This window comes from Roseovarius sp., from assembly GCF_965228755.1.
Taxonomy (GTDB): domain Bacteria; phylum Pseudomonadota; class Alphaproteobacteria; order Rhodobacterales; family Rhodobacteraceae; genus Roseovarius.
The window spans coordinates 1863289-1878057 of the sequence record NZ_CBDDIG010000005.1 but is presented as its reverse complement, the minus strand read 5'-3'; the positions used below and the strand labels follow the sequence as shown (position 1 = coordinate 1878057).

At 66.1% G+C, this 14769-nt stretch carries 16 protein-coding genes; 14 read left to right on the top strand and 2 right to left on the bottom strand.

What is annotated here, in order from left to right:
* Positions 1-18: 18 nt before the first annotated feature.
* Positions 19-1290 carry a multidrug effflux MFS transporter gene (locus ACO07J_RS12905; protein WP_422029470.1) on the bottom strand — a complete coding sequence of 424 codons (1272 nt, stop codon included), beginning with the start codon at positions 1288-1290 and terminating at the stop codon, positions 19-21.
* A gap of 234 nt (positions 1291-1524) precedes the next feature.
* Here ACO07J_RS12905 and ACO07J_RS12900 point away from each other — a divergent pair, with 234 nt between their 5' ends.
* The 8 genes from ACO07J_RS12900 (at position 1525) to ACO07J_RS12865 (ending at position 8477) form a co-directional block, all read left to right on the top strand.
* Positions 1525-3057 (top strand): acyl-CoA carboxylase subunit beta, encoded by a 1533-nt coding sequence (locus tag ACO07J_RS12900; RefSeq protein WP_422029468.1) that lies wholly within the window; start codon positions 1525-1527, stop codon positions 3055-3057.
* A gap of 87 nt (positions 3058-3144) precedes the next feature.
* A complete protein-coding gene (locus ACO07J_RS12895) occupies positions 3145-3480 on the top strand; it encodes a hypothetical protein (RefSeq protein WP_422029466.1) in 336 nt (111 codons plus the stop codon).
* Positions 3477-3878 carry a DUF6497 family protein gene (locus ACO07J_RS12890; RefSeq protein ID WP_422029464.1) on the top strand — a complete coding sequence of 134 codons (402 nt, stop codon included), beginning with the start codon at positions 3477-3479 and terminating at the stop codon, positions 3876-3878. The genes ACO07J_RS12895 and ACO07J_RS12890 overlap by 4 nt, the downstream gene beginning before the upstream one ends.
* A 214-nt stretch (positions 3879-4092) precedes the next feature.
* Positions 4093-4239 (top strand): hypothetical protein, encoded by a 147-nt coding sequence (locus tag ACO07J_RS12885; protein ID WP_422029462.1) that lies wholly within the window; start codon positions 4093-4095, stop codon positions 4237-4239.
* Positions 4240-4320: 81 nt separating this feature from the next.
* Positions 4321-4677 carry a hypothetical protein gene (locus ACO07J_RS12880; RefSeq protein WP_422029460.1) on the top strand — a complete coding sequence of 119 codons (357 nt, stop codon included), beginning with the start codon at positions 4321-4323 and terminating at the stop codon, positions 4675-4677.
* 341 nt (positions 4678-5018) lie between these two features.
* Entirely contained in the window at positions 5019-7064 is a 2046-nt protein-coding gene (locus ACO07J_RS12875; RefSeq protein WP_422029458.1) for an acetyl-CoA carboxylase biotin carboxylase subunit, read from the top strand.
* A gap of 4 nt (positions 7065-7068) precedes the next feature.
* Complete coding sequence (locus ACO07J_RS12870) at positions 7069-7965, top strand: winged helix-turn-helix domain-containing protein (protein ID WP_422029456.1); 897 nt, start codon at positions 7069-7071, stop codon at positions 7963-7965.
* Complete coding sequence (locus ACO07J_RS12865; RefSeq protein ID WP_422029454.1) at positions 7962-8477, top strand: hypothetical protein; 516 nt, start codon at positions 7962-7964, stop codon at positions 8475-8477. The genes ACO07J_RS12870 and ACO07J_RS12865 overlap by 4 nt, the downstream gene beginning before the upstream one ends.
* Before the next feature lie 10 nt (positions 8478-8487).
* Here the strand turns inward: ACO07J_RS12865 and ACO07J_RS12860 are convergent, their stop codons facing one another.
* Positions 8488-8946, bottom strand: a complete 459-nt coding sequence (locus ACO07J_RS12860) for a DUF4174 domain-containing protein (RefSeq protein WP_422029452.1) — start codon at positions 8944-8946, stop codon at positions 8488-8490.
* 189 nt (positions 8947-9135) lie between these two features.
* On the opposite strand from ACO07J_RS12860, the gene scpA reads away from it, so the two are divergent.
* The 6 genes from scpA to ACO07J_RS12830 all read left to right on the top strand — a co-directional run bounded on the left by scpA (position 9136) and on the right by ACO07J_RS12830 (position 14763).
* Complete coding sequence (gene scpA / locus ACO07J_RS12855) at positions 9136-11265, top strand: methylmalonyl-CoA mutase (protein WP_422029450.1); 2130 nt, start codon at positions 9136-9138, stop codon at positions 11263-11265.
* An 89-nt stretch (positions 11266-11354) separates the two neighbouring features.
* Entirely contained in the window at positions 11355-11846 is a 492-nt protein-coding gene (locus ACO07J_RS12850; RefSeq protein ID WP_422029448.1) for an MAPEG family protein, read from the top strand.
* 65 nt (positions 11847-11911) lie between these two features.
* A complete protein-coding gene (locus tag ACO07J_RS12845) occupies positions 11912-12523 on the top strand; it encodes a VOC family protein (protein WP_422029446.1) in 612 nt (203 codons plus the stop codon).
* Positions 12520-13014, top strand: a complete 495-nt coding sequence (locus tag ACO07J_RS12840; protein ID WP_422029444.1) for a GNAT family N-acetyltransferase — start codon at positions 12520-12522, stop codon at positions 13012-13014. Before ACO07J_RS12845 ends, ACO07J_RS12840 begins: the two co-directional genes overlap by 4 nt.
* Before the next feature lie 38 nt (positions 13015-13052).
* A complete protein-coding gene (locus ACO07J_RS12835; protein ID WP_422029442.1) occupies positions 13053-13730 on the top strand; it encodes a TerB family tellurite resistance protein in 678 nt (225 codons plus the stop codon).
* A gap of 1 nt (position 13731) precedes the next feature.
* A complete protein-coding gene (locus ACO07J_RS12830) occupies positions 13732-14763 on the top strand; it encodes an endonuclease/exonuclease/phosphatase family protein (protein ID WP_422029440.1) in 1032 nt (343 codons plus the stop codon).
* Positions 14764-14769: the final 6 nt, after the last annotated feature.

Sequence of the window (14769 nt, the reverse complement as noted above, 5' to 3'; positions counted from 1 at the left end):
GGCGGCCCTTTTCGTTCGTCACCCGCCGAGCGCCAATCGTTTCTCGCGCCGGATCACGAGGCCAATCGAGCAGATCGCGCCGATGGCGGTGACCACCATGATCCACAGGAGCGGGGCCGCGCCGGCCCCCGGTGTCAGCAACGCGCCCGCCAGCGCCGAGAGCCCGGCGCCCAGCCCGATCATCAGCGAGCCGGACAGCCCGCTGGCCGTGCCCGCAAGGTGGGGGCGAACCGACAGCGCGCCGGAGGTGGCGTTGGGGATGGCCATGCCGTTGCCCAGGCCGACGCAGGTCATCAGCCCGAAGAAGGTGTAGGGCGTGCCGAGGCCGAGTTCGAACAGCAGCAGGCTGAGCGAGACACCGGCCGCGACGATCATCGAGCCCCAGAGCACCATGCGGTTGATGCCCACCTGCACCGAGAAGCGCCCGGCGAGGAAGTTGCCGCAGAAATAGCCCACGGCGGGCGCGCCGAAGAACAGCCCGAAGGTGGCCTGGTCGAGGCCGAAGACCTGGTCGCCCACGTAGGGCGCGCCGCCCAGGTAGGCGAAGAACGATCCCGAGGAGAGGCCCAAGGTCGCGGTATAGCCCCAGAAGCGGGGGGATTTCAGCAGTTCGGGATAGTCGCGCAGCTCGTCCCGGAAGGTGGTGCCGGCGCGCGAGGGGGCGGTTTCGCCGAGGTCGGACCATGTCAGCCACAGGGTGACGCAGCCGATCACGAACAGCGCCCAGAACCCGGCCTGCCAGCCGAAGACCGAGGCGAGCCCGCCGCCGATCGCCGGGCCGACCATGGGGGCCACGGCCATGCCCATGGTGACGTAGCCGATCATCGAGGCGGCCTGGGCCTCGGGGACCATGTCGCGCACCACGGCGCGGGACAGGACGAGCGCCGTGACGATCGCCGCCTGGAACATGCGGAAGACGAGGAACATGACCGTGCTGGTGGCGAAGATGCAGCCCAGCGTGGCCAGCAGGAAGATCGCCACGCCCGCCAGCAGCACCGGCCGCCGCCCGATCCGGTCGGAGATGGCGCCGACGAAGAGCTGCAGCACCGCGTTCACGCCGAGATAGAGCGCGACCGACAGTTGCATCACGCGGTAATCGGTGCCGAAATGCGTGGCCATCGCCGGCAGCGAGGGCAGGAAAATGTTCATCGCCAGCGCCGCCAGTGCCGACAGGGTGATCAGCGTCAGGACATGCGGCGGCGTGGTCCGGTCGAGGAACCGGCGCGGAGGTGGGGTAATCGGGTCCGCCGCCGTCTGCGCGGGCGGGGCACCGTGGGGGGTGTCGGTCATGGGCGCAATCTAACGCGTCGCGCGGCGGTGTCCATATCGCCAGATGCATAGCCGTCTGCCACTGGGTTGTGCGGTGGCGCACGGTGGCGGGGCGGCGTGGTGCTGCCGCCGGGCTTTGCCGGTTTTGCACTTAGCTTCGACCGCTCTGCTAAAGATTTGCAAATTTGCCGAATTGTGCTTTGTATCCTGCGCCGTCTTCTCTATTTTCCGGCGAAAACCGGGAAGAGGACTCTCATGAAGGATATCCTGCAGGAACTCGAGGACCGCCGCGCCGAGGCGCGTCTTGGCGGTGGCCAGAAACGCATCGACGCCCAGCACGCCAAGGGCAAGCTGACCGCCCGCGAACGCATCGAAATCCTGCTCGACGAGGGCAGCTTCGAAGAGTTCGACATGTTCAAGACCCATCGCTGTATCGATTTCGGGATGGAGGAGAACAAGCTCTACGGCGACGGGGTGATCACCGGCTGGGGCACGATCAACGGCCGGCAGGTTTACGTGTTCAGCCAGGATTTCACCGTCTTCGGCGGCTCGCTGTCGGAAACCCATGCCGAGAAGATCTGCAAGGTGATGGACATGGCGCTGCAGAACGGCGCGCCGATCATCGGGCTGAACGACTCGGGCGGGGCGCGCATCCAGGAGGGCGTGGCGAGCCTTGCCGGCTATGCCGAGGTGTTCCAGCGCAATATCGAGGCCTCGGGCGTCATCCCGCAGATCAGCGTGATCATGGGGCCCTGTGCCGGGGGGGCCGTCTATTCGCCGGCGATGACCGACTTCATCTTCATGGTAAAGGACAGCTCCTACATGTTCGTCACGGGCCCGGACGTGGTCAAGACCGTGACCAACGAACAGGTGACGGCGGAGGAGCTGGGCGGGGCGAGCACCCATACCAAGAAGAGCTCGGTCGCCGACGCGGCCTTCGAGAACGATGTCGAGGCGCTGGCCGAGGTGCGGCGGCTGGTGGATTTCCTGCCGCTCAACAACACCGAGAAGTCGCCGGTGCGCCCGTTCTTCGACGAGCCGAGCCGGCAGGAGCCCAGCCTCGACACGCTGATCCCCGACAACCCGAACACGCCCTACGACATGAAGGAGCTGATCGAGAAGCTGGCGGACGAGGGCGATTTCTATGAAATCCAGGAGGATTTCGCCAAGAACATCATCACCGGCTTCATCCGGCTGGAAGGCCGGACGGTGGGCGTGGTGGCGAACCAGCCGATGGTGCTGGCCGGGTGCCTCGATATCGACTCGAGCCGGAAGGCCGCGCGCTTCGTGCGGTTCTGCGACTGTTTCGAGATCCCGATCCTGACGCTGGTGGACGTGCCCGGCTTCCTGCCCGGCACGAGCCAGGAGTATGGCGGGGTGATCAAGCACGGAGCCAAGCTGCTTTACGCCTTCGGCGAGGCGACGGTGCCCAAGGTGACGGTGATCACCCGGAAGGCCTATGGCGGGGCCTATGACGTGATGTCGTCGAAGCATCTGCGGGGCGATTTCAACTATGCCTGGCCCACGGCCGAGATCGCGGTGATGGGCGCCAAGGGGGCGACGGAAATCATCCACCGCGCCGACCTGGGCGATCCCGAGAAGATCGCGGCGCATACCAAGAGCTACGAGGACCGGTTCGCCAACCCCTTCGTGGCGGCCGAGCGGGGCTTCATCGACGAGGTGATCCAGCCGCACAACACGCGGATGCGGGTGAGCCGGGCGTTCGCCAGCCTTCGGAAGAAGAAGCGCAGCCTGCCGTGGAAGAAGCACGACAATATTCCGCTGTAGTGGCAGTGGAGAGGGCAGGAGTGGGGGCCAGCCCCCACGCCCCCGGGATATTTTCAGCCAGAAGAAGCATGGGGTGGTTTTTGGCCGATGGCGCGTGACGGGTGGCATATCGTGGAGGAGGCGGGCGTGCTGACCGTGGCGCGGCGGTGGCCAGCGCGGTTCGACGTGGCGGCGCGGACGGTGGTGCCGGTCGTGAACCGGCGGCGGCTGGCCCGGCAGGTGCGGCAGGACGTGTGGCGCGCGCTGCGGCGGGTGAAGGGGTTCGCGCCGGTGGTGCGCGTGGCGGACGAGGACGGGATGCTGGCGGTGACCGCGGGCGGGCAGGTGGACGGGCCGGTGGCGCGGGCGCAGGTCGAGGCGCGGATTGCCGGCGTGCTGGCGGATGCCGGGAACCGGGAGAGGTGGATCAGGTGGGCGTCATGAGAGGATTGACGATGGTTTGCGCGGCGGCGGTCACGATCGCGGCCAGTGCCCGGCAGGGCGGGGCGGAGGAGGAGCGCCTCGTCCTGCCCTCGGGGCTGGAGGCCGGGCTGCAGGAGGTGCTGCAGGAGGAGGGCGGCGGCGCACCGGTGCTGCGCTTCCGCTTCGTGGCGCCGGGGCTCGACAGGGCGGCGGGGCTGGAGGTGGTTTCGGCCGACCTGGAGCACCTGTGCAACGCCTATGCCCTTCCGAACGCGCCCGATGCCGAGGCGACCGGCGCGACGATCATCGTTTCGGTGGGCGACGGGCCATCGGAATTCGGGGTGGCGGACCCGGATGTGGTGCAGGTGTTCGAGGCCTACAGGGTCGAAAACGGCCTCTGTATCTGGGAGGTTTTCTGATGTTTACACAATATCTTGCGGCTCGAATCTCAAGTGTGGGCAAGTTTGAGGCTTTGGAGTCACACGAAACCGGCATCGCTGTGGACAAGTATCAAATGTCCGGCGATTCCAGTATTCTGGACTCCGGTTACTCTCCAGTGACCGCAAAGACCCACGTGAGGCAGGTGGGGCGTTTAACGTGGCGTCCAAATGTGTACACATACAGGAGACATTTATGTCTAAGACTATCAAGAGCATTCTTGCGCTCGGCATCGTGGCGACTTTTGCCGCCTGTGCCCAACAGCAGCAGGAAGAAGAATTCGTCGTGGTCGATCCGGCGCCGATTTCGGTCGAGCCCGTCTACACCGGCAAGTACAAGTAATCCCGCGAGGGAAAAGACGGGGCGGGCCCTTGGGCCCGTCCTGACCGCCGCACCGCGCCCCGCTGTCACGGAGGGCGCCCCATGCTGAAGCATCGCGGCTTTCCCGGGCGCCTGCCCGGATCGGATTTCCAGTTCACCATAAGGCGCGCCAACCCCAAGGGGGCCACGCCGATCGTGCGCCGCGAGCGCTATCGCGACCGGCGGCCGGCCGACCGCATGGCCGACACCGCCTTCGTGCGGGCGCTGTGGGAGCAGTTCGGCGACGAGCCGTTCGAGCGGGGCAATCTGGATGCCGGGCGGCTGAGCTGGCTGTTCGGGCGCGAGGTGAAGCCCGCCAGCGACCCGTTCGACCCGGAGGATTACGAGGCGTTGCTCGTGCTCGACGTGAATGTCGCGCGCGCGGCCTTCCCCGAGGCGTTCGACGGGGAGGGCGGTTGATGGCCCGTGCCGGAAAAATGGGCGGGGTTTTGGGCATGAACTTGCCACCCCTCCCCGGATTTGTGCGGAATGCAGCCGATCTCCCTATCCGTGTGACGCGCCACTTGGCGAGAGCCGCGCGGATGTGCAGCGTGGGCCTTGTAGTGGTGGCCCTTCCCCAAGGGGCCAGGACGTTTCGTCTTATCCGTTACCCTTCCCCTGACGGGCGGCCTTGCACATCGTGCAGGCCGCCCCTTTTTCGTTTCATTCCAGAGCTTTGCGTGCATGGCGGCCTGTCGCCCGTGCCCGCAATCGCCCTTCCGCGCGCCGCGCGGCCAAGACCCGAGAAGAGGACCTGAGACATGTTCAAGAAAATCCTGATCGCCAACCGGGGGGAGATTGCCTGCCGCGTCATCAAGACCGCGCGCAAGATGGGCATTCAGACGGTGGCGATCTATTCGGATGCCGACCGCAACGCGCTGCATGTGCAGATGGCCGACGAGGCGGTGCATATCGGTCCGCCGCCGGCGAGTGAGAGCTATATCGTCATCGACAAGGTGATGGAGGCCATCCGCCAGACCGGCGCCGAGGCGGTGCATCCGGGCTATGGCTTCCTGTCGGAGAACCCCAAATTTGCCGATGCGCTGGAGAAGGCGGGCGTGGCCTTCATCGGGCCGCCCAAGGGTGCGATCGAGGCGATGGGGGACAAGATCACCAGTAAGAAGATCGCCAAGGATGCGGATGTGAACACCGTGCCCGGCCATATGGGGCTGATCGAGGATGCCGAGGAGGCGCTGAAGATTTCCGAGGAGATCGGCTTTCCGGTGATGCTGAAGGCCAGCGCCGGCGGCGGCGGCAAGGGGATGCGGATCGCGTGGAATGCCGAGGAGGTGCGCGAGGGCTTCCAGGCGTCGAAGAACGAGGCCGCCAGCAGCTTTGGCGACGACCGGATGTTCATCGAGAAATTCGTGACCCAGCCGCGGCATATCGAGATCCAGGTGCTGTGCGACAGCCACGGCAACGGCATCTACCTGGGCGAGCGGGAATGCTCGATCCAGCGGCGGAACCAGAAGGTGATCGAGGAGGCGCCGAGCCCCTTCCTCGACGAGGCAACCCGCAAGGCGATGGGCGAGCAGGCCGTGGCGCTGGCCCACGCGGTGGGCTATGCCAGCGCCGGGACGGTGGAGTTCATCGTCGATGGCGAGAAGAACTTCTATTTCCTCGAGATGAACACCCGGCTTCAGGTGGAGCACCCGGTGACGGAACTGATCACCGGCGTCGACCTTGTGGAGCAGATGATCCGGGTGGCGGCCGGCGAGAAGCTCTCGATCAGCCAGGAGGACGTGAAGCTTGGCGGCTGGGCCATGGAGAGTCGGCTTTATGCCGAGGACCCGTACCGCAACTTCCTGCCCTCGATCGGGCGGCTGACGCGCTATCGCCCGCCGGTCGAGGTGTCGGCGGGCCCGCTCCTGGAAAGCGGCAAGTGGCAGGATGAAGCGGGCAGCGGCGAGACGGCGGTGCGCAACGATACCGGCGTCTACGAGGGCGGCGAGATTTCCATGTATTACGACCCGATGATCGCCAAGCTGTGCACCTGGGGCAAGGACCGGGCGACCGCGATCGAGGCGATGCGCGTGGCGCTCGACAGTTTCGAGATCGAGGGGATCGGGCACAACCTGCCGTTCCTGAGCGCGGTGATGGATCACCCGAAATTCGTCTCCGGCGACATGACCACGGCCTTCATCGCCGAGGAATACCCCGAGGGGTTCGACGGCGTGGAACTGGCCGAGCCGGCGCTGCGCCGGGTCGCCGCGGGCTGTGCCGCGATGCACCGGATCGCCGAGATCCGGCGGACGCGGGTGTCGGGCCGGATGGACAACCACGAGCGCCACGTCGGCAGCGACTGGGTCGTGACCCTGCAGGGGCAGAGCTTCCCCGTCACCATCGACGCCGACCGCGAGGGCGCGACCGTGACATTCGAGGACGGCACCAGCCACAGGCTGAGCAGCGCTTGGACGCCGGGAGATCAACTGGCGGAGCTGGACGTGGATGGCGAATTGCTGGTCCTGAAGGTGGGCAAGATCTCGGGCGGGTTCCGCATCCGCACGCGGGGGGCCGACCTGAAGGTGCATGTGCGCACGCCCCGTCAGGCTGAGCTGGCCGCGTTGATGCCCGAGAAGCAGCCGCCCGATACGTCGAAGATGCTGCTGTGTCCGATGCCGGGCCTGATCGTCAGCATCGGCGTGGAGGAAGGCCAGGAAGTGCAGGAGGGGCAGGCGCTTTGCACGGTTGAGGCGATGAAGATGGAGAACATCCTGCGGGCCGAGCGCAAGGCCATCGTCTCGAAGATCAACGCCGGGCCGGGCGACAGCCTTGCGGTGGATGACGTGATCATGGAATTCGAGTAAGGCAATGATCCCCGACTATCAGTCTTTGATGAGGCCAGTTCTGGAATTGGCTGCGTCCGGAGAAGTAAAAATCTCGGACGCAGTCTCAGAACTCGAACGTAAGCTCCGCCTCAGTGACGAAGAGAAGTCGGAAATGCTGCCCAGCGGTAAGCAGACGCGGTTTGCAAACCGGGTTCATTGGGCGAGAAGCTATCTGAAACAGGCTGGCTTGCTGCGCAACACGCGGCGAGGATATTTCGACATTACAGCCGAAGGAAGGAACGTCTTAGCGGAGCATCCTGATCGTATCGATGCAAAGTTCTTGGAACGCTACGAACAATTTCTCGAGTTTAAGTCCCGCACGAATGTTTCAGGTGTAGGCGACGTCGCCGTCGAGAACGATACGACGACTCCTGACGAAACAATGCGCACAGCACACCAGCAAATTGTGGATGCCTTGGCGGCAGATTTGCTTGAGCGATTGCGCGATAGTGAGCCGGCCTTCTTTGAGGGAGTTATCGTCGATCTGCTCCTGAAAATGGGCTATGGCTACGACGATACTTCCGGTAACATTCTTGGTCGGTCCGGTGACGATGGCGTTGACGGTGTAATCAATCTTGACCCGCTCGGCGTCGTTCAGGTTTATGTTCAGGCCAAGCGCTATGCGGTAGGCAATACGATTGGCTCCGGATCAATCCGTGATTTCTATGGCGCGCTGGGGTTGAAAGATGTGACGAAGGGGATCTTCGTCACTACCTCTGGCTTTAGCCCAAGTGCCAAGTCGACTGCCGAGAAGCTTGGCGCTCGTCTTGTCTTGATTGACGGTCCGGAACTCGCGCGCCTGATGGTTCGGCATGAAGTCGGATGCCGTGTAACCGAAACCTTCAAGGTCGCTGTTGTAGAAGAGAGTTTCTTTGAATGAACCGAACCGCGGCAATAACGCAGTTCGCTTTGGCCGGGGTGGTGCTGGCGCTTCTGACCGCCTGCGTGCGAGAGGACGAGGCGGCGATGCGGGCACGGCTGGAGCAGTGGTTCGCGCTGGGCGAGACCGCGTATTTCCAGGCGCGCGGCGATTGCGTGGCGGGCGTGTTCCGTCTGGCCGGTCCGGATGTTGGCGCGGCGATGCCGGTGACGGGGTCGGTGCCCGAGATGCTGTGGGCCCTGCCGCGGCAGGGGCGGGCGGCGCTGCGGGCCGATGGCATGGCGCCCGATGCCGCGCTGGTAGAGCTTGCCAACGAGGCGCGGCCGACCGGCATGGCGATGCGCCGCGCCGGGCTCGAGGCGCGGTCCTGCATGGATGACGGGGCGGAGGGGGCGTTTCGCCGGGCGCTGCTGAGCCCCGATGCGCTGCTGGCCTATGACAGCGAGAGCGGCACGGTCATGGTGATGGACACGCGCCGCGACCTGCTGTTCGCCGCGATGGGGGAGGGGTGATGCGCGCCGCTCAGCTTTCGCCGCCGCGCCGTTCGCGCACTTCCTGCTGCCGCATGGGCAGCTTGTCGATGACGCGGGAAATCTCGCGCACCGACCAGGGCAGCGGCTTGCGCAGGTATATGGTGCCGTCCTTGCCGATCAGCACCAGCATGAAGCCGCGCGGCCGCAATTCCCGGCGCAGCGCGGTGTCGGCGCCGCGCTCGGTGTCGGTCAGGACCACCACGTCACGCAAGGCGAGATCATCGAGCCGCTCGTTGATGTATTCCATCTGCTGGACATATCGCGGGTCGGCCGGGCTGTCGGCGAAGACGACGAGGGGGCGTTTCGTCCACATGAACTCTTCCAGGTCGACGTTCTCGCCGGGCAGGATGATGTCGTCACGCGGCGGATCGTCCTGCGCCACGGCCGGGGCGGCCCCGGCGAAGGCAGACAAAAAGCTTACGAAAACAAGCGCTAACGTTCTTTGCATGGATACTCCCGTCGCCCCAGATATAGGCCGTCGGGCGCGGGATGCGAAGTCAGAATTCAGCGAGAACGGAAAAAGTCGCAGGCGGGGGGCGCCGGGCGGCGTTCGCGCGGGGCGGCAGGGATCGGAAATCAGGGACCGGTGAGCGCGGGGGCGACCCTGCCACCGGCCGGACGAGAAGAGGACAAGGCAATGGCATCGAAGAAAGACGACTGGCGCGAGATCGCCGAGAAGGAACTGAAGAACCGCACGCTGGATGACCTGACGTGGAAGACGCTGGAAGGCATCGACGTGAGCCCGGTCTACATCGAGGAGGATGTCGAGGGGCTGGATCACCTGGGCTCGATCCCCGGGGCGGCGCCCTTCACGCGGGGCGTGAAGGCCACGATGTACGCGGGCCGGCCCTGGACCATCCGGCAATATGCCGGCTTCTCGACGGCGGAGGAATCGAACGCCTTCTACCGCCGGAACCTCGCTGCCGGGCAGCAGGGGGTCAGCGTGGCCTTCGACCTGGCCACCCACCGCGGTTATGACAGCGATCACCCGCGCGTGGTGGGCGACGTGGGCAAGGCGGGCGTGGCGATCGACAGCGTCGAGGACATGAAAATCCTGTTCGACGGCATCCCGCTCGACCAGGTGTCGGTGAGCATGACGATGAACGGCGCGGTGATCCCGGTCCTGGCCAGCTTCATCGTCGCGGGCGAGGAGCAGGGGCACGACAAGTCGGTCCTGTCGGGGACGATCCAGAACGACATCCTCAAGGAATTCATGGTGCGCAACACCTATGTCTACCCGCCCGAGCCGTCGATGCGGATCGTGGCCGACATCATCGAGTACACCGCGTGGGAGATGCCGCGCTTCAACTCGATCTCGATCTCGGGCTACCACATGCAGGAGGCGGGCGCGAACCTGGTGCAGGAGCTGGCCTTCACCCTGGCCGACGGGAGGGAATACGTCCGCGCAGCGATCCACCGGGGGATGGACGTGGACAAGTTCGCAGGCCGCCTGAGCTTCTTCTTTGCGATCGGCATGAATTTCTTCATGGAGGCGGCGAAGCTGCGGGCGGCTCGGCTGCTCTGGCACCGGGTGATGAGCGAGTTCGAACCGAAGAACCCGCGGTCGATGATGCTGCGGACCCATTGCCAGACGTCCGGTGTGTCGCTGCAGGAGCAGGACCCCTACAACAACGTCGTGCGCACCGCCTACGAGGCGATGAGCGCCGTGCTGGGCGGGACGCAGTCGCTGCATACCAACGCGCTCGATGAGGCGATTGCGCTACCCACGGATTTCAGCGCCCGGATCGCAAGGAACACCCAGCTGATCCTGCAGGAAGAGACGGGCGTCACCAACGTGGTCGACCCGCTGGCGGGCTCCTATTACGTCGAAAAGCTGACCCATGACCTGGCCGAGAAGGCCTGGGCGCTGATGGAGGAGGTCGAGGAGATGGGCGGCATGACCAAGGCGGTGGCCAGCGGCATGCCCAAGCTGCGCATCGAGGAGACCGCCGCCACCCGGCAGGCGATGATCGACCGGGGCGACGAGGTGATCGTGGGCGTCAACAAGTACCGCAAGGACAAGGAAGACCCGATCGATATCCTGTCGATCGACAACAACGAGGTGCGCCGCTCGCAGATCGCCGCGCTTGAACGGATCCGCGCCAACCGCGACGAGGCGGCCTGTACCAAGGCGCTGGAAGAACTGGAACGCCGCGCGAAAGAGGGCGGCAACCTGCTGGAAGGGGCGGTCGAGGCCGCCCGGGCCCGCGCCACTGTCGGAGAGATCAGCATGAGCATGGAAAAGGTATTCGGCCGGCACAGGGCCGAGGTGAAGACGCTGGCCGGCGTCTATGGCGCGGCCTACGAGGGCGACGACGGCTTTGCCGCGATCCAGAAATCAGTGGAGGAGTTCGCCGAGGAGGAGGGTCGCCGGCCGCGGATGCTGGTGGTGAAGATGGGGCAGGACGGGCATGACCGCGGCGCCAAGGTGATCGCCACGGCATTCGCCGATATCGGCTTCGACGTGGACGTCGGCCCGCTTTTCCAGACGCCGAACGAGGCGGCGCAGGACGCCATCGACAATGACGTGCATGTCGTGGGGATTTCCTCTCAGGCGGCGGGGCACCGGACGCTGGCGCCGCAGCTGATCGAGGCGCTGCGCGAGAAGGATGCGGGCGATATCATCGTGATCTGCGGCGGGGTGATCCCTCAGCAGGATTACGAGTTCCTGAAGGAGGCCGGGGTGAAGGCGATCTTCGGGCCGGGGACGAACATTCCCGCGGCGGCGCAGGATATCCTGAAGCTCATTCGCGAGGCGCGGGGGTAGGATAAGGGGGCGCTGCCCCCGACGTTGAATTTCCGGAGGAAATTCAACGTCTCCCCCGGGATATTTTGGGCCAGAAGAAGGGCGGGGTGATGGAGAAGAGGCGGAAGATTGCGGTGGGCATGGCGGCCGGCGTGGCCTGGGCCATGGCGGTGCTCGTGGGGGCGGCGGTGTTCGTGGAACTGCCGGTCTTTGCGCTGATGCCGACGATCATGACCGCGTTCTTCGCGCCGGGGCTGGTGATGATCGCCATGGTCGGGCGGCTGGCGCAGCGGCGGTTCTTCGATGAGGCCATCGTCGATGGCGGCGCGCTGGCCGGCGCGGCGGAGATCGACCGGCGGGTGCTGGTCAACACCACCGAGCAGCTCGTGCTGGCCATGGCCGTGTGGCCCGCGGCGGCGGTGCTGCTTGGTCCCGAGGGGCCGGGCGTGATCCTCGTGCTGGGGGTGGCGTTCGCGGTGGCAAGGCTGGCCTTCTGGGCCGGTTATCACGTGGCGCCGCCGCTGCGCGCCTTCGGTTTCGCGGCGACGTTCTACCCCACGGTTCTGGTGGCGTTCTGGGCGTTGTGGCGGGTGGTGGTCTGAGCGATTGCCAAGCGGTGGGCGCGGTGCCTATGGTGGCCGCGACGTGGTAACGAGCGCGGGGCAAAATGCTGGAACTGGATCACCTGGCCGTGGCGGCCGAGACGCTGGACGAGGGCCGCGAGGCGGTGGAGCACGCGCTGGGCGTGGGCCTGCAGCCGGGCGGGCAGCATGTGAAGTTCGGCACCCACAACTTGCTTCTGGGGATGGAGGAGGGGCTTTACCTCGAGGTGATCGCGGTCGATCCGGGGGCAGGGGCGTTGTCCTATCCCCGGTGGTTCGACCTCGACCGGTTCGAGGGGCGGCCGCGGCCGCGGATCTGGATCTGCCGGACGGATGACCTGGACGGGGTGGTGGCCGATATCCCCGGGGCGGGCGTTCCCGTGGCGCTGGAGCGGGGCGACCTGCGCTGGCGGATGGCGGTGCCGGAGGACGGGGTGCTGCCCTTCGACAATGCCTTCCCGGCGGTGATCCAGTGGGAGGGCTCGGCCCATCCGGCGGCACGGCTGGCACCCTCGGGCTGTGCGCTCCGGCGGCTGGTGATCGCGCATCCGGAGGCCGTGGCGCTGCAGGCGGCGCTGAAGGACCGGCTGGAGGATGAGCGCGTGGTGATCGAGCCCGGCGAGCAGGCGATGCGCTACGAGATCGACACGCCGCACGGGCTGCGCGTGCTGGAATGAGCGTGCGCGCCGCCGTGCCGGAGGATGCGGGCGCCATCGCCGGGATCTGGAACCCCTATATCCGCGAGACCGCCGTCACCTTCACCACCGAGGAGAAGACCGAAGCCGGGCTGGCCGCCGATATCGCGGCGCGGCCGGGCGCGTTTTTCGTGGCCGAGGAAGACGGCGCGGTGCAGGGCTTTGCCACGGCGTTTCCCTTCCGCGGCGGGCCGGGGTATCGGCATACGATGGAGCATACCGTGCAGCTTGCGCCGGAGGCGCGGGGGCGGGGGATGGGCCGGGCGCTGATGGATCGGCTGGAGGAGGCGCTGGGAGAGAGGGGCTGTCACGTGCTGGTGGCGGGGGTCAGCGGCGAGAACGCGGCGGGGATTGCCTTTCACAAGGCCATCGGCTTTGAAACCGTGGGCCGGATGCCGCAGGTTGGCGCCAAGTTCGGCCGCTGGATGGATCTTGTGCTGATGCAGAAAATCCTTGGCCCCGGCGGCGGTTGACGCTGACATCCCGCGCGGAAGCCGGTAGGGTCACGCCCATGTCGATCTGGAACCGCATATCCGAGGCCCTGTCGGCGCTGGCCAATGGCGAGCCGCTGAGCCAGGTCTTCGACCGCCTGCGCACGCCGCCCGAACGCAGCGTCGCCTTTGCCATTGCCGTGATCGCGCTGGGTGCCAAGATGGCCAAGGCCGACGGGCTGGTGACGCGCGACGAGGTGACGGCGTTCCGCGAGGTGTTCCAGATCGCCCAGGCCGACGAGGCGGGGGCGGCGAAGGTCTTCAACCTGGCCCGGCAGGACGTGGCGGGCTTCGAGGAATATGCCGAGCGCATAAGGCGGATGTTCGGCGAGGATACCGACACGCTGAGCGACCTGATGGAGGGGCTGTTCCACATCGCCGTGGCGGATGGGGTCTATCACCCGAACGAGGACCAGTTCCTGGAACGGGTGGCCGAGCTGTTCGGGCTGAAACCGCATGAATTCAACGCCTTGAAGTGCCGATTCGTGCCCGACGCCAAGCCCGACCCCTATTCCATCCTGGGCGTGAGCCCGGATATGCCGATGGACCAGATCCGCGCCGCCTGGCGCCGGCAGGTGCGCGAGAGCCACCCCGACCGGATGCTGGCCCGCGGCGTACCGGAGGAAGCGGTGAAGCTGGCCGAGAAGCGGATCATCGACATCAACCGCGCGTGGGAAGAGATTTCCGAAAGGGTCTGAGATGCGCTTTGCCACCTACAACGTGGAATGGTTCAACGCGCTTTTCGATGATGCCGGCACAGCCTTCGACGATGGCGAGTGGTCGGGCCGGCACGACGTGACGCGGCGCGACCAGCTGGCGGCGCTGGGGGTCGTGTTCAGCGCGCTCGATGCCGATGCGGTGATGGTGATCGAGGCGCCCGACCACAACAGCCGGCGGTCGACGGTGACGGCGCTGGAAGGGTTCGCGGCGGCGGTGGGGCTGCGGGCGCGCAAGGCGCTGATCGGGTTTCACAACGACACCCAGCAGGAGATCGCGCTGCTGTTCGACCCCGACAGGCTGTCCTGCCGGCACGATCCGAAGGGCGAGCCCACCGGCCAGAAAGGCGCGCGCGAGGCGCCGCGGTTCGACGGGGTGTTCCGGATCGACCTCGATATCGACGCGACCGAGGACCTGGTGGTGTTTTCCAAGCCGCCCTTCGAGATTGCCGCCGAGACGCCCACGGGGGCCAGCTTTCGGATGATCGGGGCGCATCTCAAGTCGAAGGCGCCGCACGGGGCGACCAATCGCGACGAGGTGATGCGCATGGCGATTTCCAATCGCCGCAAGCAGCAGGCGCAGGCGGTGTGGCTGCGCCAGCGGATCGCGCAGCACCTGGAGGCGGGCGAGGAGCTGATCCTGATGGGGGACCTGAATGACGGGCCGGGGCTTGACGAGTACGAGGATCTGTTCGGGCGTTCGTCGATCGAGATCATCATGGGCGAGGGGGCCGATACCGAACACCGGCTTTACGACCCGCACGCGCGCCGCGCGCTGACCCGCAGGATCGGGGCGATGAACACGACGGCGCGGTTCTATATCCAGTCGGAGCAGCGCTATCTTCAGGCGCTGCTCGATTACATCATGGTCTCGCCGGGCCTCCGGAAGAAGAAGCCGCGCTGGCGCATCTGGCACCCGTTCGAGGATCCGGGCTGTTGGCGGGTGCCGGAATTGCGCGACGCGCTGCTTACCGCGTCGGATCATTTCCCGGTGACCATGGATATCGAGCTGTGAGGGGGC